General features: G+C 69.9%; 18 protein-coding genes, 1 tRNA gene and 1 pseudogene. 14 read left to right on the plus strand and 6 right to left on the minus strand.

The genetic code is table 11. The features are described 5' to 3' along the window. The first annotated feature begins 52 nt into the window (after positions 1-52). From AB0N81_RS23045 to AB0N81_RS23075, 7 genes are all read left to right on the plus strand, one after another. Positions 53-799, plus strand: coding sequence for a helix-turn-helix transcriptional regulator (locus tag AB0N81_RS23045; RefSeq protein ID WP_365361193.1), 747 nt, complete (start codon positions 53-55; stop codon positions 797-799). A gap of 79 nt (positions 800-878) precedes the next feature. After that, the gene (locus AB0N81_RS23050) at positions 879-2,084 is read left to right on the plus strand and encodes an FAD-binding oxidoreductase (protein ID WP_365361195.1); all 1,206 of its coding nucleotides are present in this window, start codon (positions 879-881) and stop codon (positions 2,082-2,084) included. Next, positions 2,071-2,394, plus strand: coding sequence for a (2Fe-2S)-binding protein (locus AB0N81_RS23055; RefSeq protein ID WP_365361197.1), 324 nt, complete (start codon positions 2,071-2,073; stop codon positions 2,392-2,394). The genes AB0N81_RS23050 and AB0N81_RS23055 overlap by 14 nt, the downstream gene beginning before the upstream one ends. Beyond that, positions 2,375-4,210 carry an NAD(P)/FAD-dependent oxidoreductase gene (locus AB0N81_RS23060; protein WP_365361199.1) on the plus strand — a complete coding sequence of 612 codons (1,836 nt, stop codon included), beginning with the start codon at positions 2,375-2,377 and terminating at the stop codon, positions 4,208-4,210. The genes AB0N81_RS23055 and AB0N81_RS23060 overlap by 20 nt, the downstream gene beginning before the upstream one ends. Beyond that, entirely contained in the window at positions 4,207-5,115 is a 909-nt protein-coding gene (locus AB0N81_RS23065; protein WP_365361201.1) for a dihydrodipicolinate synthase family protein, read from the plus strand. Before AB0N81_RS23060 ends, AB0N81_RS23065 begins: the two co-directional genes overlap by 4 nt. A 94-nt stretch (positions 5,116-5,209) precedes the next feature. After that, a complete protein-coding gene (locus AB0N81_RS23070) occupies positions 5,210-6,214 on the plus strand; it encodes a proline racemase family protein (protein WP_365361203.1) in 1,005 nt (334 codons plus the stop codon). A gap of 135 nt (positions 6,215-6,349) precedes the next feature. Further along, positions 6,350-7,024: a GntR family transcriptional regulator gene (locus AB0N81_RS23075; protein WP_365361205.1), complete on the plus strand. Its 675-nt coding sequence runs from the start codon at positions 6,350-6,352 to the stop codon at positions 7,022-7,024. A 52-nt stretch (positions 7,025-7,076) separates the two neighbouring features. On the opposite strand, the gene AB0N81_RS23080 is transcribed toward AB0N81_RS23075, so the two are convergent. Continuing rightward, positions 7,077-7,352: a hypothetical protein gene (locus AB0N81_RS23080; protein WP_365361207.1), complete on the minus strand. Its 276-nt coding sequence runs from the start codon at positions 7,350-7,352 to the stop codon at positions 7,077-7,079. Between the two features lie 679 nt (positions 7,353-8,031). Here AB0N81_RS23080 and AB0N81_RS23085 point away from each other — a divergent pair. From AB0N81_RS23085 to AB0N81_RS23095, 3 genes and pseudogenes are all read left to right on the plus strand, one after another. Further along, a pseudogene (locus AB0N81_RS23085) lies at positions 8,032-8,814 on the plus strand (glycosyl hydrolase family 5); the annotation flags it as partial. A gap of 314 nt (positions 8,815-9,128) precedes the next feature. Next, on the plus strand, positions 9,129-10,619 hold the full coding sequence (locus AB0N81_RS23090) for a glycoside hydrolase family 6 protein (protein WP_365361209.1): 1,491 nt from the start codon (positions 9,129-9,131) through the stop codon (positions 10,617-10,619). 8 nt (positions 10,620-10,627) lie between these two features. Continuing rightward, on the plus strand, positions 10,628-11,713 hold the full coding sequence (locus AB0N81_RS23095; protein ID WP_365361210.1) for a lytic polysaccharide monooxygenase: 1,086 nt from the start codon (positions 10,628-10,630) through the stop codon (positions 11,711-11,713). A gap of 132 nt (positions 11,714-11,845) precedes the next feature. Here AB0N81_RS23095 and AB0N81_RS23100 read toward each other — a convergent pair whose 3' ends face one another. Genes AB0N81_RS23100 through AB0N81_RS23110 form a run of 3 tightly spaced genes read right to left on the minus strand, consistent with a single transcriptional unit; the run spans position 11,846 to position 13,450 of the window. Next, entirely contained in the window at positions 11,846-12,694 is an 849-nt protein-coding gene (locus AB0N81_RS23100) for a helix-turn-helix transcriptional regulator (RefSeq protein ID WP_365361212.1), read from the minus strand. 14 nt (positions 12,695-12,708) lie between these two features. Then, complete coding sequence (locus AB0N81_RS23105; protein ID WP_365361214.1) at positions 12,709-13,224, minus strand: DUF6879 family protein; 516 nt, start codon at positions 13,222-13,224, stop codon at positions 12,709-12,711. Then, positions 13,196-13,450 (minus strand): hypothetical protein, encoded by a 255-nt coding sequence (locus AB0N81_RS23110; RefSeq protein WP_365361216.1) that lies wholly within the window; start codon positions 13,448-13,450, stop codon positions 13,196-13,198. The genes AB0N81_RS23105 and AB0N81_RS23110 overlap by 29 nt, the downstream gene beginning before the upstream one ends. Before the next feature lie 426 nt (positions 13,451-13,876). On the opposite strand from AB0N81_RS23110, the gene AB0N81_RS23115 reads away from it, so the two are divergent. The 3 genes from AB0N81_RS23115 (at position 13,877) to AB0N81_RS23125 (ending at position 14,950) form a co-directional block, all read left to right on the plus strand. Beyond that, the gene (locus tag AB0N81_RS23115) at positions 13,877-14,113 is read left to right on the plus strand and encodes a DUF397 domain-containing protein (RefSeq protein WP_365361218.1); all 237 of its coding nucleotides are present in this window, start codon (positions 13,877-13,879) and stop codon (positions 14,111-14,113) included. Positions 14,114-14,205: 92 nt separating this feature from the next. After that, positions 14,206-14,670 carry a hypothetical protein gene (locus AB0N81_RS23120; RefSeq protein WP_365361220.1) on the plus strand — a complete coding sequence of 155 codons (465 nt, stop codon included), beginning with the start codon at positions 14,206-14,208 and terminating at the stop codon, positions 14,668-14,670. Between the two features lie 58 nt (positions 14,671-14,728). Further along, a complete protein-coding gene (locus AB0N81_RS23125) occupies positions 14,729-14,950 on the plus strand; it encodes a hypothetical protein (protein ID WP_365361222.1) in 222 nt (73 codons plus the stop codon). Between the two features lie 113 nt (positions 14,951-15,063). On the opposite strand, the gene AB0N81_RS23130 is transcribed toward AB0N81_RS23125, so the two are convergent. After that, positions 15,064-15,151 (minus strand) — tRNA-Leu (locus AB0N81_RS23130). A 174-nt stretch (positions 15,152-15,325) separates the two neighbouring features. Here AB0N81_RS23130 and AB0N81_RS23135 point away from each other — a divergent pair. Continuing rightward, positions 15,326-16,636, plus strand: coding sequence for a DUF2254 domain-containing protein (locus tag AB0N81_RS23135; RefSeq protein WP_365361598.1), 1,311 nt, complete (start codon positions 15,326-15,328; stop codon positions 16,634-16,636). Positions 16,637-16,736: 100 nt separating this feature from the next. On the opposite strand, the gene AB0N81_RS23140 is transcribed toward AB0N81_RS23135, so the two are convergent. After that, positions 16,737-17,849, minus strand: coding sequence for a sugar phosphate isomerase/epimerase (locus AB0N81_RS23140; RefSeq protein WP_365361224.1), 1,113 nt, complete (start codon positions 17,847-17,849; stop codon positions 16,737-16,739). Positions 17,850-17,876: the final 27 nt, after the last annotated feature.

Here is a 17,876-nt window from a genome sequence, read left to right on the forward strand (position 1 = left end):
CCTCATCGTCGCCACGCCCCGTCCTGGCCCGCTTCCGATAAAGTGCCAACTTGTGCCGAACATCCGCCACACCCCCGAAGCGCCCACCGTCACCCGGGAGCTGGCACCCGGCGAGCGCATCGACGCGCACCGGCACGACGACCACCAGATCGTCTACGCGGGCTCCGGCGTCGTCGCCGTCACCACCGACGCGGGCACCTGGTTCGCGCCGGGCACCCGGGCCATCTGGGTCCCGGCGGGGTGCGTCCACGCACACCGGGCGCACGGCCACCTCGCCCTGCACCTCGTCGGCCTGCCCGCCGGCACGAACCCGCTCGGCCTCGACGCCCCGACCGTCCTCGCCGTCGGCCCGCTCCTGCGCGAGCTGATCCTCGCCTGCACCCGGACACCGCACGACGAGTCACCGGAGCGGCGCCGCCTGCGCGCCGTCCTCGTCGACCAGCTGCGCGCGTCACCGCAGGAGCCCGTACAGCTGCCCACCCCGCGCGACTCCCGCCTCACGGCCGTCTGCGATCTCCTCCTCAACGACCCCGCCGACCCGCGCGGCCTGGCCGAGCTGGCCACGGCGGTGGGCGCGGGCGAACGCACCCTGAGCCGGCTCTTCCGCCGCGAGCTGGGCATGACGTTCCCGCAGTGGCGCACCCAGCTGCGCCTCTTCCACGCGCTGCGCATGCTGGCCGACGACATGCCGGTCACCGTGGTCGCGCACCGCTGCGGCTGGTCGTCCACCAGCGCGTTCATCGATGTGTTCCGCCGGGCCTACGGATACACGCCCGGCACGCACCACCGCCGCGCCTGAACACGCCCCCTACAGGTGATCAACTGCCTTGTACGCACGCACCCTTGGCAGCACCAGTGCCATGTGAAATATTACTGCCGTGCTCACGAGACACCCGTCCGGACGGCCGGACCTCATCATCGTGGGGGCGGGCGTCGTCGGCGCCGCGTGCGCCTACTACGCCGCCCGTTCCGGACTCGACGTCACCGTCATCGACCGCGGGCCCGTCGCGGGCGGCACCACCGGAGCAGGCGAGGGAAACCTCCTCGTCTCGGACAAGGAGCCGGGGCCCGAGCTCGAACTGGCCCTTCTGTCCGCCCAGTTGTGGCGAGAGCTCGCTGCCGAACTCCCCTCACGCATCGAGTACGAGACGAAGGGCGGCCTGGTGGTCGCCTCGACCGAACCAGCGCTCGCCGCCCTGCGGGACTTCGCCGCAGCGCAGACACGCGCGGGCGTCAGGGCGACCGAGATCCCGGCCGACCGCCTCGCCGACTTCGAACCACACCTCGCACCCGGTCTCGCTGGCGGTTTCCACTATCCGCAGGACGCCCAGGTACAACCCGCCCTCGCCGCGGCCCACCTGCTGCGCGCCGCCGCCGACGCCGGACGGCTCACGCTGCGGCTTGGCGAGGAGGTCACCGCCGTCCTCACGGGAACCGAGGGCGAGGTGCGGGGCGTACGGACGCAGCGGGGCGAGGTGCGGGCGCCGCACGTGCTCAACGCCGCCGGTACGTGGGGCGGCCAACTCGCCCGCTTGGCAGGCGTGGAGCTGCCGGTTCTGCCCCGCCGCGGCTTCGTCCTCGTCACCGAGCCGTTGCCGCGCGTGGTGCGCCACAAGGTGTACTCCGCGGAGTACGTCGCCGACGTCGCGAGCGGCTCGGCGGCGCTGCAGACCTCGGCCGTGGTGGAAGGGACCCCGGCAGGACCGGTGCTGATCGGGGCGAGCCGGGAACGCGTGGGCTTCGACCGGACGCTCTCGGTGGAAGTCCTGCGGCGGCTCGCGGCGCAGGCGGTCGGCCTGTTCCCCGCCCTCGCCACGGTACGGGCGATCCGTACGTACGCCGGGTTCCGCCCCTACCTGCCGGACCACCTCCCCGCGATCGGCCCCGACCCGCGCGCCCCCGGCCTGCTGCACGCCTGCGGCCACGAGGGCGCGGGCATCGGCCTCGCCCCGGCGACCGGGGCGATGATCGCCGCCGTACTGACGGGCCGTGAAATACCCCTGCCCGTGGCGCCGTTCACCCCGGATCGTTTCGAACGCCCCGCCCCTGCCGCCGAGAGGAGCCACCCTCATGACACGCGATGACCGGACACCCGCCGGCCTCGCCGGGGTCACCCCCGGCACCGCATTCACGATCACGTTCGACGGGCGTCAACTCGACGCGTGGCCCGGCCAGTCCATCGCCGCCGTGCTCTGGTCGGCGGGAATCCTCGCCTGGCGGACCACCCGGGCCGGCGGACGGCCGCGCGGGGCGTTCTGCGGCATCGGCCAGTGTCACGACTGCCTCGCGAACGTCAACGGGAAGCCCAACAGAAGGGCCTGCCTGGTCACCGCCCGCCCCGGCGACACGGTCACCACTCAGGAAGGGAACGGTCATGCCACGTTCGACGCCTGAGGCAGCCTCGGCACCAAAGGCACCGGCAGCGCTGTGCGACCTCGCCGTGCTCGGCGCCGGCCCCGCGGGCCTTTCCGGCGCCGTGACAGCGGCTGAACTCGGACTGTCCGTCGCGCTGTTGGACTCGGCGGGCAGGCCGGGCGGCCAGTTCTACCGGCACCCCGCACCGGCCATGCGCGCCGCCCGGCCCGAAGCCCTGCATCACGACTGGCGTACGTTCACGGGCCTGCGCGAACGTCTGGCGGCGAGCGACGCCACGCAGCTCTTCGGTCATCACATCTGGACGGTCACGCGCGAGGCGGAGGATCACTGGACCGTCCACGCCCTCATCGGTGAGGACGGCGGGGATGGCGGGGTCAGCGGGGGTAGCGGGGGTAGCGGGGGTAGCGGGGGTAGCGGGGCTGGCAGGGATAGCGGGGACGGCGAGGATGGTTCGGATGGTTCGGATGGTGAGCACGGTGAGGGCCGCCAGGGCGGTCGGGGTCGGCGCCCGGTGACCGTGCGGGCCCGCTCGCTCCTCCTCGCCACCGGCTCGTACGAACGTCACCTCCCCTTCCCCGGCTGGACCTTGCCCGGCGTGGTGGGAGCGGGCGGCGCCCAGGCCATGCTCAAGTCGGGCCTCGTCCTGCCCGGCAGGCGCGTGGTCGTCGCGGGCAGCGGCCCGCTCCTGCTCGCCGTGGCCGCGTCGCTCACGGCGGCCGGAGCGGAGGTTCCCGAACTGATCGAAGCGTCCGGATACCTCGGCTACGCCCGCCATCCGGCCGTGCTCGCCACCCAGCCGCACAAGGTGACGGAGGCCGCGCGCCACGGCACACGCCTGCTACGCCACAAGGTGCGTCTGCGCACCCGCCACGCGGTGACCGAGGCGCACGGAACCGACCGGGTGGAGGCGGTGACGGTCTCCCGCCTCGACCGCGACTGGCGGCCGGTACCGGGCACGGGGCGCCGCATCGTCTGCGACGCGCTGGCCGTCGGACACGGCCTGATCCCGCAGATCGACCTGGCGACCGCCCTGGGCTGTTCGACCCGCCTGACCGCCGACGGCACACACGCTTTGGCGCTGAGTCCGCTGCAGGAGACGTCCCTGCGCGGCCTGTGGGCGGCGGGCGAGACATCGGGCGTGGGCGGGGCGCAACTCGCGATAACGGAGGGCGCGTTGGCCGCGACGGCCATCGCGGCCCGGCTGACCGGGCGACGCCCCGTCGCCCCACCCTCGCGCCTGCGCGCCCTGCGCCGCCGTCGCGACCGCATGAACGCGTTCGCCGAGGTCATGGCCGCCGCGCACGCGCCGGGGCCCGGCTGGACCCGGTGGCTCTCCGACGACACGGAGGCTTGCCGCTGCGAGGAGGTTGCGGCAGGTCGCATCCGTGAGGCCGTCACGGAGTACGGCGCCCGCGACGCACGCACGGTGAAACTCCTGACCCGCGCGGGCATGGGCTGGTGCCAGGGCCGCGTATGCGGTTGGGCGGTGACTTGCATGGCCTCCTCACCGCCCCCTCCACCCTCCGCTGCTCCTTCCCCCTCTGCTTCCCCTCTCCCCTCTGTTTCCCCTCCACCCTCTGCTTCTCCTCCGTCCTCCCCCTCCCCTCCGCTCTCGGCGCACTGCCCGCCGGTCCTTCCCGCGCCCCCTGACCGGCGCCTGCTGGCGGCACCCGTGCCGCTCGGCGTTCTCGCGGCGCTTCCGGAGGAGCCCGCCCCGGAGACAGCGCCCGCGCCCGCCCCGGACACAGACGCCACACACACCTCTCCCACGCCCCCCGCCTCTTCCGCCTCTTCCGCCTCCCCGCCGCACCCGACAGAAGGGCAGCCCTCATGACCGCCACCACCTGGACCGCCGACCGCCCCTGGCGCGGCATCATGGTCGCCACCGCGCTCCCCCTGCGCGAGGACCTCTCGATCGACTACGACGCCTACGCCGAACACGTCCGCCACCTCATCGGCAACGGCTGCGACGGCGTCGTGCCCAACGGCTCCCTCGGCGAGTACCAGACCCTCACCGACGACGAGCGCGCCCGTGTCGTCCGGACCGCCGTCGAGGCCGCCGGCGACGGGACCCGCGTGATGCCCGGCGTCGCCGCCTACGGCAGCGCCGAGTCCCGCCGCTGGGCCGAACAGGCCGCGGAGGCGGGCTGCGGCTCCGTGCTCCTCCTCCCGCCGAACACCTACCGCGCCGACGAGAACGCCGTACGCGCCCACTACGCCGCGGTCGCCGGGGCCGGCCTGCCCGTCGTCGCGTACAACAATCCCCTCGACACCAAGGTCGACCTGACCCCGGACCTGCTGGCCGGGCTGCACGGCGACGGCGCCATCGTGGCCGTGAAGGAGTTCAGCGGGGACGTCCGCAGGGCGTACGAGATCGCCGAACTCGCCCCGGATCTCGACCTGTTGATCGGCGCGGACGACGTACTGCTCGAACTCGCCCTCGCGGGCGCGGTCGGCTGGATCGCCGGCTATCCGAACGCCTTCCCCGCCACCTGCGTGGAGCTCTACGAAGCCGCCTGCGCCCAGGACCTGGACACGGCGCTGCCCCTCTACCAGTCGCTGCACCCGCTTCTGCGCCAGGACTCCAAGACGGAGTTCGTGCAGGCCATCAAGTTGTCGATGGACATCGTGGGCCGCCGGGGAGGCCCCACCCGCCCGCCGCGCTCCCCCCTGTCCGGCCCCACGGAGGCGCTGGTCAGGTCGGCCACGGAGAAGGCGATGGCAGCAGGACACCGCTGACCCCTCCCCACCCTGTCTCCCCGCCCTTTCTCCACACCCTGTATCCACCCTGCCCCGAGACGAGAACGCCCGAGAAGAGAACCGGAAGGGACCCATGCGCACCCGTCACGTCTTCCACGCCGTCGACTCGCACACCGAAGGCATGCCCACGCGCGTCGTCACCGGCGGCATCGGCGTGATCCCCGGCGCCACCATGGCCGACCGCAGGCTCCACTTCATCGAACACCTCGACCACCTCCGCACCCTCCTGATGTACGAGCCGCGCGGCCACTCCGCGATGAGCGGCGCCATCCTCCAGCCCCCGACCCGCCCCGACGCCGACTACGGCGTCCTCTACATAGAGGTGTCCGGGCTCCTCCCCATGTGCGGCCACGGCACCATAGGGGTGGCCACAGTTCTGGTGGAGACCGGCATGGTCCAGGTCACCGAGCCGGTCACGACGGTGCGTCTCGACACTCCGGCGGGCCTCGTCTCCGTGGACGTACGTGTGACCGACGGCGCGGCCACATCGGCGACGCTCACCAACGTTCCCGCCTTCTGTGCCGCCCTGGACCGCAAGGTCGAGGTGCCGGGGCACGGCACGGTGACGTACGACATGGCGTACGGCGGAAACTTCTACGCGTTCGTCCAACTCGACGCGCTGGGACTGCCCTTCGACCGGGCCCGCAAGGACGACCTGCTCGCGGCGGGTCTCGCCGTCATGGACGCGATCAACGCGTCACCGGACCGCCCGGCGCACCCCGAGCATCCGGAGATCGCCGGGGTGAAGCACGTCTATCTGGCCGCGCCGGGCTCGGACGCCCACCGCTCACGGCACGCCATGGCGATCCACCCGGGCTGGTTCGACCGGTCGCCGTGCGGAACGGGCACATCCGCGCGGATGGCACAGCTGCACGCTCGCGGGGAGCTCCCGCTGGGCCGCGACTTCGTCAACGAGTCCTTCATCGGCACGGAGTTCACCGGGCGGCTGGTGGCCGAGACGGAGGTGGCGGGTCTGCCCGCGGTCGTCCCCCGGATCACCGGGCGTGCCTGGATCACGGGCACCGCCCAGTACTTCCTGGACCCAGACGACCCTTTCCCGGCGGGTTTCCTGCTCTGAGCCCCCCCCGTCCCCTCCGGAGCACCCCGGTGCGCCTCCCGGGCGCCTCCGGAGCACCTCTCGGGCCACCAACTTGCCACGTGACATTGTACTTTGGTGATCCGCGCGGGCGCGGGATCCACCGGAGGGGACACCATGGGGCACCTGAAGCAGAAGAACCTCATCACCACCAGGGAGCGGCTGCGCGACCAGGTCGGCCACGCCCTGCGCGCCGCCCTGATCTCCGGCGAACTGCGCCCCGGCGAGATCTACTCCGCGCCCGGCCTCGCCGAGGACTTCGGCATCTCGGCGACGCCGGTGCGCGAGGCGATGCTCGACCTGGCCAGGGAGGGCCTGGTCGAACCGGTCCGCAACAAGGGCTTCCGCGTCACCGAGGTCAATGAGCGCGACCTCGACCAGTACACGGAGATCCGCGGCCTGATCGAGGTCCCCATGATCGGCCGGATCACCCGCACCGCGGCCCGCGAGGACCTGGAGGTGCTGCGCCCGGTCGCCGAGGAGATCGTGCGCGCCGCCCGCGACCACGACCTCATCGCCTATCTGGAGGCAGACCGCCGCTTCCACCTCTCACTCCTCGCCCTCTCGGGCAACGACCGGCTGGTCGAGACGGTCGGTGACCTCCGCAAGCGCTCCCGCCTCTACGGCCTGACGACCCTGGACGAACGCGACCAGCTGACCCCGTCGGCCGAGGAGCACGTCGAACTCCTCGACCTCATGCTGTCGGGCGACGCCGAGGCCGCGGAGAAGTGCATGGCGCGGCATCTCGGCCACGTGCGGTCGCTGTGGGCCGAGAACGACAGCCACCCGTGACGACCGGCCACCGCCCTTACCGCCCTGACCGCCCTCACCGCCCTCACCGCCCTCACCGCCCCATGACACAGGCGTCCCCGTGGAGCAGGAAGCGCGGCGGTGGTGAGCTGTTGCCTCGCCGGGCGGGCGCGTCGCCCTCGGCTATCTCGCCGATCTCCGCCTGCTCGTAGCCGCCGCTGCCGTCGGGGCGCAGCGCCCGGACGGTGGAGGAGCAGCAGTCGGTGGCGAGATACGTCGTACCCTCGGCCAGGTCAGCGTACTTCTTGCCGCGGTGGACGTGGCCGCCGATGACCGAACACCCGCCCGCGTACGGGGAGTACGTGAACACCGGCTTGGTGTACTGCTCACCGGGGGCACAGTCGCCGCCCTAGAACCGTTCCAGCCCCTCGTATCGCGACACCGCGCCGCGCAGGGCACCCACTGGTCGGCGGACGCCCGCCCTGCCGGCGACAGCGCCCCGGGAGCGTACGGGAACGCACTCCGCACGCCGTCGCGGTCCGGGAAACCGGCGGACGCGCCAGGGCTCCGGCGCATTCTGCGGCGTCGTGCCAGCTCACTTGGTCGACTGTCCGCCGACGAGAGGGTCCGACACATGCCCTCGCGGCCGCCCCGCCCACCGGTCGGACGCTGCCGGACGCCGTCGGCCGGATCTGCCCGCCGGATGGCCGCTTTCGCTCGCCGCAGGCGAAGTCGTGTTCGTCCGTGGGCAATACAGGCCGACACGAGGCGATCGCGGCGGTCGCGGCGGTCGCGGCGATCACCGCCTCAGCACCCTCGACGATCTGCGTTCCCTTCGACGAATTGACGCTCGGGGTTGTCATGGCACCGTCGGACTCTTACAGTCCCGAAAGTGGGAGCGCTCCCACCTCCAAGGAGGCCGAACCGCTCCCGCAGTTCGCGCAGCACCGCACCCTCTGCTCGCGACGCCCCCTGGTCGCGCAGCACCCCCCGTGAAATTCCCTGTGAATCCCCTGTGAGATCCGGCCCCCTCGGAAAGAGGCTCCCGCATGCGATCCTCGCCGCATCGCCTCCGCACCGTCCGCGCCCTGTCAGGCACACTGCTCACCGCTCTCGCCACGGTGGCCGCGCTCCTCGTCGGCGGCCCGCCCGCCCAGGCCGACACGACGATCTGCGAACCCTTCGGAACCACCGTGATCCAGGAACGCTACGTCGTCCAGAACAACCGCTGGGGCACCGGCGCCACCCAGTGCGTCACCGCCACCGGAACCGGCTTCCGGGTCGCCCGGGCCGACGGCTCGGTGCCCACCAACGGCGCCCCCAAGTCGTACCCGTCGGTCTTCAACGGCTGCCACTACACCGTCTGTTCACCGGGGACCAGGCTCCCCGCGCAGATCAGCACCGTCTCCAGCGCACCCAGCAGCATCTCCTACGGTTTCGTCTCAGGTGCCGTGTTCAACGCCTCGTACGACATCTGGCTGGACCCGACGCCCCGCACCGACGGCGTCAACAGGACCGAGATCATGATCTGGTTCAACCGGGTCGGACCCATTCAGCCCATCGGCTCCCGGGTCGGCACGGCCGCCGTCGGCGGGCGCACCTGGGAGGTATGGACCGGCAGCAACGGCTCCAACGACGTGATCTCCTTCGTCGCCCCGTCGGCGATCGCGAGCTGGAGCTTCGACGTCATGGACTTCGTCGACCAGGCCGTCGCCCGGGGCATGGCGCAGCGCGACTGGTATCTGACCAGCGTGCAGGCCGGCTTCGAGCCGTGGCAGAACGGCGCCGGGCTGTCGGTGAACTCCTTCTCCTCCGCCGTGAACATCGGCGGTGCCGGCCCGGGCCGGTGAGCCGGACCAGCCGGGCCTTGAACGGTTCCGCCTGTTCCGTCGGTTCCGCCTGCTCCACCTGCTCCACCTGCTCCGCCCGCTCTGTCGGTTCCGCCTGCTCCACCGGTTAAGTCCGCGCTGCTGGTGCGGTGTCCGCCCTCGTCGCCCGGTGCGGTCTCTGTCCCCGCCGCCCGCTGCGGCACCGCACCGGCCTGCACTGTGACCGTCCTCCAGAGCAGCCGGGATGCCGTCGTCACACCTCCACCCCCAGCCCCCACCCCACCCCACCCCACCCCACCCCCACTCGAGGAGAGCACATGGCCGACCAGACCGGACGCGCGAGCACCCGGCCCCGCAGACCCCACCGCAAGCGAACGGCCGTTCTGGCCGCCGCGTCGAGCACCCTGCTGCTGGGAGCGGCGGTCCAGATGGCGGCGCCCCGGGCGTCGGCGGCGGAGCCGCACGTCGACAACCCGTTCGCCGACGCGTCGTTCTACGTCAACCCGGACTACGCCCGCCTCGTCGACGGATCGATCGCCAAGACCACCGACGCGACACTCAGGTCCAGGATGGAGCAGGTCAAGAACTACCCGACGGCCGTCTGGCTGGACCGGATCGCCGCCATCCACGGCGGCGACGCCAACGCGGGCCGCAAGAGCCTCGCCGACCACCTGGACCTGGCACTCGCACAGAAGAAGCCGGGCCGGCCGCTCGTCGCCTCGTTCGTGGTGTACGACCTGCCGGGCCGCGACTGCGCCGCCCTCGCCTCCAACGGCGAACTTCCACTCACCCACAAGGGTTTGGCACGCTACAAGACCGACTACATCGACGAGATCGTCAAGGTCTTCGCCAACCCCAAGTACCAGGACATCCGCATCACCACGGTCATCGAGCCGGACGGCCTGCCGAACCTGGTCACCAACCTCTCCGACCCGGAGTGCGCCCGGGCCAAGAGCAGCGGTATCCAGGTGAACGCCACCCGGTACGCCCTGAACAAGCTGCACGCCATCCCGAACGTGTACACGTACATGGACGTCGGCCACTCCGGCTGGCTCGGCTGGGACACCAACCTCGCCCAGACCGCCCAGCTGTACACGGACGTCGTCAAAGGCACCCGAGCCGGCCTGCGCAGCGTGGACGGTCTGATCACCAACGTCTCCAACTACACGCCCCTGGCCGAGCCGTTCCTCACCGACCCGAACAAGACGGTCGGCGGCAACATGATCAAATCCGGCGCGTTCTACGAGTGGAACCCGAACTTCGACGAGTCGGACTTCACCAAGGCCCTGTACACCGCGCTGGTGTCCCAGGGCTGGCCCGCTTCCACCGGCATGGTCATCGACACCTCCCGCAACGGCTGGGGTGGCAGCGACCGCCCGACCGCCGAGGGGACCAGCACGGTGCTCGACACCTACATCAGCCAGTCCAAGGTGGACCGCCGGACCCACCGCGGACTGTGGTGCAACGTCAACGGCGCGGGCCTCGGCCCGCCCCCGCAGGCGGCGCCCGCCGACTCCCCGGACTCGCACCTCGACGCGTTCCTGTGGGTCAAGCCGCCGGGGGAATCGGACGGCGCGAGCAAGGACATCCCGAACGACGAGGGCAAGCGTCCGGACCCGATGTGCGACCCGGACCACACAGCGCCCAACGCGGGCGGCAACCCGACCGGCGCCATGCCGGACGCGCCGCTGGCCGGCCACTGGTTCCACGACCAGTTCTCCATGCTCGTACGCAACGCCCACCCGACGGTCGACGAGGGACGGACGCCCGGCACGACAGAAGACGACCAGGAAAGTGAAACGCCATGACTCTGAGCATGACTCGAAGCAAGAGACGACCACTGTCCTTACTCGCGGTGCTGGCCACCCTGCTCGGCGGGCTCGGTCTGGTCCTGACCGGCCAGAACAGCGCGCAGGCGCACGGCGTGACGATGACGCCCGGGTCACGGACGTACCTCTGCTATCTGGACGCCAGGACCAGTACCGGCGCCCTCGACCCGACGAACCCGGCGTGCAAGGCGGCGCTCGCGGAGAGCGGCGCGAACGCGCTGTACAACTGGTTCGCCGTGCTCGACTCCAACGCGGGCGGTCGCGGCCCGGGCTATGTCCCTGACGGCAAATTGTGCAGCGCCGGCGACCGCTCCCCGTACAACTTCACCGGTTACAACGCCGCACGTGCCGACTGGCCCCGGACGCACCTCACCTCCGGTTCGACGATCAAGATCAAGCACAGCAACTGGGCGGCGCATCCCGGAGACTTCCGCGTGTACGTCTCCAAGCCCGGCTACTCGCCCACGAAGGCGCTGGGCTGGGACGACCTGGAACTCGTCCAGACCGTCACCAACCCGCCGCAGTCCGGGCCGGTGGGCAGCGAGTCCGGTCACTACTACTGGGACCTGAAGCTGCCGTCGGGCCGCTCCGGTGACGCGATGATGTTCATCCAGTGGGTGCGGTCGGACAGCCAGGAGAACTTCTTCTCCTGCTCGGACATCGTCTTCGACGGGGGCAACGGCGAAGTGACGGGCATCCGCGACGGTGCCGGGGGTCCCCCTCCCACCACGCCGCCACCGACGCCCACGCCGACCGACCCGCACACCGGTTGCATGGCCCTCTACAAGGTGACGAACTCCTGGAACGGCGGCTTCCAGGGGTCTGTCGAGGTCATGAACCACAACACCACCGCGCGCGACGGATGGGCCGTGCGCTGGGAGCCAGGTACCGGCGCCAAGATCAACCAGGTCTGGAACGGCACCCTGAGCACCGGCTCCGACGGCACGGTCACGGTCAAGAACGTCGACCACAACCGCACCATCCCACCGGACGGCACCGTGACGTTCGGCTTCACCGCCACCTCGACCGGGAACGACCTGCCGGTCGGCTCGATCACCTGCGTCAATCCGTAGCGACCCGGCCGACGCCCCATCCCGACCCTGCGGAAACGACTCCGTAAACGACTCCGTAAACGACAGATCCCCACGGGTCACGAGGAACCGTGGGGATCTGGCTGGTGTCCGAGGGGGGACGTGAGTCTCTGGTCAGCCCAGGGCTGCCACCGCGCCCGCAATGAGAGAGCGAGCCGCCGCTCCCCGAGCGGCCTGCTGAGAGAGGCGTTCAAAGGCACGGGCGTACAGCTCGACCTGACTCGGCTGTGTGAGGGTGGAGGCGGCATCCAGCGTGTCAGCGTGCACCCTCTGGTCGTCGAAGATCGTGAAGGTCGGCATGGGCCAGATGACCCGCTGTTCCGAGAACGGAACGATGCCCACTGCGACGTTCTGAAGTTCCATGACCCCGAGCAGGTGACCAAGCTGCGCCGCCATGGTGTCGGCACCGCACAACCGGTATCGCAACACCGACTCCTCCAACACGAAGGAGAACCGGCGTCCGCCCTTGCTCAACACCTCGTTACGCCGTATCCGAGCTGTCACGGCGTCGCTCACGTCATCCGGTGTCCCACGGAAATCCGAAATAGAGGAGAGCAACGCGGAGGCGTACCCCGGAGTCTGAAGGAATCCGGGAATCACGTCGGATACGTAGACGCGGAAGGCCTTAGTTTGTCGGTACAGGTCGCCGGTGCTCTCTTGGAGTCTCCGGAGACCCGTTCGCTGGAGCCGCTTCCACTCCACATGTGCCTCAGCGGACTGCCTGTTGGCCGCGATCAGATCGGGCGCTTGTTCCTCAGCGGCGCAGGCCCGGCACCACGCTCGGATGTCGGCGTCGGACGGAGGCGTCTTGGCGTTCTCGATCCGGGACGACTTCGACTCTGACCAGCCGCACCTGACAGCCAGCTCACGCCCGCTGATCCCCGCGTCCTTCCGGATCTCACTCAGACGGCCCGAAAGATTCTCTCGGGCCCTCTGGACGCGTGAAGAGGGGTGCGGGGTCATGAAGCTGGCTCTCGTCAGATCTTGTACTGGTGGTGCGGGATCGCTCGCTCCCAGACCGCTTCGAACGCGGCGGAGCACAGCTCCACGGCTTCCGGATCGGCCGTGATCTCGTCCTCCACCACCGCGCCATCGCCCGAGAAGTGGTGCACCCGGAGCACGGTGTCATCGAACAGCCAGAAGTCGTTCCCCGGCAGGGCGACGGTTGTGGCCCGTCGCCGTGGCAGCCAGCGGACTCGCTCACCTGCCGTGACGTTGGCGTGGGTGACGTAGTGCTCCCAGCGGATGTACTCCGAGACCGGCTCGGAGACCACCCGCGCCCTTCGGATCGCTACGCCTCTGGCCACTGTGTCAGCGATCATTTGGTCATAGGGGTGCCACCAGGACTCGCGATCCTCCCAATTGATCCGCTCGCCACGCTTCCACGCCTCAAAGCGGTCCGTTGTGGCGTACGAGTCGCGCAGCTCCAGGTGGACGGCGGATCGCTCGCACTGGCCAAGCAGCTCAGCGAAGCTGGGCACGCTCGACGGCATCACACGCCTCCCTGATCATCGGAATCATCCGGGCCGGAATCCTGACGATGGCCTCGCTGTCGGGCACCGGACCATTCGCGGGACTGGTGCCCTCGCATTCCGCCTGCGTCTCTGGGGTCGGCTTCCACCCCTGCACCAAGATCTCCTGGGCTTCCTCGTCCGCCCACACGGTGGGGCAGTGGTCCCGGTCAGTGTCAGGGTCGATGCCGACGAACTTCGCAGCCATGGCTGGCTCCCTGGCCTAGGGGCTTGCTCGGACTTGCACGAGCATCGCCGACCAGCAGAGACCGCGTCAATACAGCGACTGGCCACGCTAATTGCCGTGCAAGCTCATGCAAGCTTGTGGATCGGGGGCGTCGCCCGCGAGAACGATGCGTACATGCCGACCGACAAACGGGAACATTCGCGCGCCTATGTGGCTGACGAAGAACGGTCGGCACGTGGCGGACACCGAGATGGTTCTGCTCCCGTCCGAGGCCGCCCTACTGGTCGACAGCCTGACCAACGCCATGAAGGGCAACGCCAGGTCGATGCTGCACGAGCTCTCTCGGGAGACGCGACGGCTGTTGGGCCGGGCGTCTTGTACGTATCGGAAACGGATCAGTACCGGCTCTAAGTCCACCCCAGCACTGACCACACAGGAAGGCACACCATGCCCGAAACCGGAACCGACCTGTACAGCCTCCCCCTCGACGGCACCACGTTCTACAAGGCGTGCGGGGGCAATACGCATCCGGATGGCGAGTCCTGCGCCACGCTGGCGAAGATCGGCCCCGACGCGTGGGCGTTGGGCGACAGCAAGCGGCCCGGTGCGGAGCCGTTGCACTTCACCACCGAGGAACTGAACTCGGCCGGCATCGACCCGGCCCGCTTCGTCCTGTCCGCCTGACGGCCATCCCTGGCGCCCCCGGCCCTGGCTCACCCCCGAGAGACAGGGCCGGTCGGGCGCTCCTCCTCTCCCTGCACTGAACGGGACGACAGTTGCACCACCACGGCTACCTGTGGACCGGCTCCAAGCAACGGTTCGACGACGAGGCCATGCGACGGCCCCCGCACCCTGATCCACCACCGGCCGACAAGCCGGAGCTGATCGCGCGGTACAAGGAAGTGAAGGCGGAGTTCCCGACCGTGGATCTGCCGCCACTGGAAACGGCGCACTGGCTGATCAAGCCCGCGAAGCTCGTGCGCGGCACCTGGAAAGAGCCGAAGGAAGCGGCGGAATGGCTCGGGCGACAACTGGCCGAGTACGCGCCCCGGTTCGCCTCCCAATCGGACCGCGAAAGTACGCGGCTGGCGCTACTGGTCCACTCCGCTGCAGAACGGCTGGGTCGAGGTGGAGACGTCTCCCACGGCTTCTACCTCGAACGCCCCTCGTACCTGTCCCTGGCCCTCGTGTGCTGCTCGCCGAATCGCACCAGGCCGGAACTGGACTGCCCGGTGAGGTAACCGGGACACGCAGACCCCACCGACGACCGCCCACACCTGATGAGGGGGACCGCGCACGATGACCCGCTCAATTCTGCGGTACACGAAGCACCGGATCGCTCAGCAGCCGGATACGGAAGTGACGTTCGAGGCCAAGTGCCTGACGTGCGGCTGGGAGGCCAAGCCTTCGGCGGACGGCGCGACCGTGGATATGGAGTGCATGAGCCACACCGGTCGGACCCAGCACAACCGGTTCCGACGTCTGTGCACATCGGTCGCCCTGGTCGAACGGGCCAAGTAGGGCCGAAGCAACGAAAGAGCCACTCTCTGGGCTGTTGGTCACGTGGTTAGTCACGTGGTTGGTCACGCCACACCCCAGAAAAGCAAAAACCCCAGGTGAACTGGGGTCTCAGCTGGTGTCCGAGGGGGGACTTGAACCCCCACGCCCGATAAAGGGCACTAGCACCTCAAGCTAGCGCGTCTGCCATTCCGCCACCCGGACTAGGTGTCTGCCGCCGTGCGGGGTGTTCCCCGCGGCGACATGGACAACAATACCAAGGTTTCGGAGTGCCTTTCACCTGCGTATCCGCCCGCCGACCGCCGGATGCGCGGTGACCGCCGCCACCCCGCCTAGAGTCGCACCATGAGTGACGGTTCGATTACCGGTACGACTGGGATGCTCGGCGACGTGCGGGTTCGTCGGCCCCGGATGCTCTCCCCCCTGCGCGAGCACCTGCGGGACACCATGTGGTTCGCGCCGACCGCCGGGCTTCTGGGCGTCATGATCCTGTGGCTGGTCGCGGCGGAGCTGGACACACAGATCGTCTCGGCGCTGCGGGACGGAGGGGAGTACGACCGGATCGAGGAGCTGATGGGCATCGCCGATGACGCCAAGGCGGTGATCAGCACCATCGGCAGCGCCATGATGACGTTCATCGGTGTCGTCTTCAGCATCTCGCTCGTGGCCGTCCAGATGGCCAGCGGCCAGTTCAGTCCCCGGGTGGTGCGGTTGTACGTACGGTCCCGCATCACCAAGATCACGCTGACCGTGTTCATGACGACGTTCCTGTTCTCCCTGCTGACGCTCACCTCGTTCGACAGCGAACAGGACCCCCGGCTCCTGACGAGCGTGCCTCTCGTCGAGTCGGTGCTTGCGATGGTGATGGTGCTGCTCAGCCTGCTGCTGTTCGTGGCGTACGTGAACGGGACGGTCCGGATGATGCGGATCGGTTTCGTGATCGACAGGATCGCCCGCGAGTCGTTCCGGGTCGCCGTGAAGCAGCCCACGGAGCTCCCGGTGGACACGGAGCAACTCGGTCCGGAGACCGCCCGTGTCACGCATCACGGCAGGGCGGGCGTGCTGCGGGACGTGAACATCGCACGGGCGGTGCGGGCGGCCCGGCGCCAGGGGGTCGTGCTGCGGCTGATCCCCAGGATCGGCGACTTCGTGGTGCCGGGCACCCCCGTGTTCACGGTGCACGGCGGGCCGGCGCCCTCGCGGCGGGCGCTCGGGTACACCGTGTCCGTCGGGGTGGAGCGCACCTTCCACCAAGACCTCGGTTTCGGTCTGCGACAGCTGTCCGACATCGCACTGCGGGCCCTGTCACCCGCCGTGAACGATCCGACGACCGCCGTACAGGCCCTGGACCGCATCGTGCAGTTCCTGGCGTCGATCGCCCCGTACCCGCTGGGGGCGCTCGGGCACCGCGACCGGCGCGGGGCGGTGCGCCTCGTCCAGTCGGTACCGGACTGGACCGCTCTGGTCGACCTGGGGTTCGCCGAGATCAGGGGGAACGCGGTCGGTAACCCCCAGGTGACCCGGCGCATGCTGGCCGGACTCGACGATCTGCTGCTGCTCGTCCCCGAGGAGCGGCGCGAACCGCTGCTGCGGCACCGAGAGCTCCTCGCGCAGGCCGTGGAACGCTCGGTACCGGAAGCGGCGGACCGCATGTTCGCCCTGCTGCCGGACCGGCAGGGCATCGGCTGAGCCAAGCACCCTCCCGCCGGCCGGCGGGAGGGCCCCCTCCGTGTCGTCGTACGGTCGGTCTCCGCGTCGTCGTACGGTCAGTCTCCGCGTCGTCGTACGGTCAGTCTCCGCAGCGGCCGGTACGCAGCGAGTGCAGGTGCTCACTGGACTTGCGGGCGAAGGCATAGGACTCGACGGGGTTGTCGTGCTCGGTCTGCCAGTGGTGATAGCGCTTGCCGTGGTGGGTGCGCGCGGTCACCTTCGACAGGAACTTCTTGTAGTCGATGTCGCCGTCTCCGACGTCCGTCATGCGGTAGCCGTCGCGGGTGGTCTCGTCACGGATGCCGTCCTTGACGTGGAACAGCGGGTATCGGTGGGGCTGCTTCAGTACGTAGTCGAGCGGTTCGAACGGGGCGGGGGTGCCGTCGGGCCGTTTGCCGTACCGGAACTGGGCGCTGTACGCCCAGTAGATGTCCATTTCCAGATACACGAAGTCGGGGTCGGTCTCGGCAAGGAGGACGTCGTAGAGCCGGACCTTCGGCTTGTCGGTGGCGAAGGAGAACTCCTCGGCGTGGTTGTGCTGGTAGAACTTCATGCCGCGCTTGCGGGCCGCTTCGCCGTACGTGTTGAAGTCCTCCGCAGCACGCTTCCAGGCGTCGACGGTGGTTCCGTAGCGGAACGGGCCCGAGGCTGTGCCGATGTGCTTCAGACCGAGGGCCTCGGCGTCGTCGAGGACCTTGGTGAGGTTCTGCGCGAACGTGTACGCGTTGGGGTTGTTGTCGTCGTAGTAACCGACGTGGGACCCGATGGGGTGCAGGCCGTGGTCGCGCGCCAGCGCTTTGAGCTGGGCAAGCGTGATGGCACCCGCCGAACCCTGGGTGTAGCCGGCGAATTCGATCTCGTCGTACCCGTATTTCTCCAACTCGGCGAAGACCGCGGAGAATCCGAGGGTGGAGACCTTGTCGCGGAGGCTGTAGAGCTGGATGCCGAGCCGGCCGGGTGGCAGGACGGGACGCCCGCGGCCCTTGCCGGAGGCGGCCGACGCGGCGGAACCGGCCGGAGCGGTGGAACCGGCCGATGCGGCGGAACCGGCCGGGGCGGTGGACGCCGAAGCAGTCGGGGCGGCCGCACCGACGAGGGCCGCGGCGGTGGTACCGGCGGCCACCCCGAGCATGCCGCGCCGGCTGAGTCTGCGGGCGAGTTCAGGATCGGTGGAGGATGGCTTGTGGCTCATGCGGTTCTCCTCGGCTGCATCAGGGGC

The sequence above is a fragment of the Streptomyces sp. NPDC093510 genome, assembly GCF_040683555.1.
Taxonomy (GTDB): Bacteria; Actinomycetota; Actinomycetes; order Streptomycetales; family Streptomycetaceae; genus Streptomyces.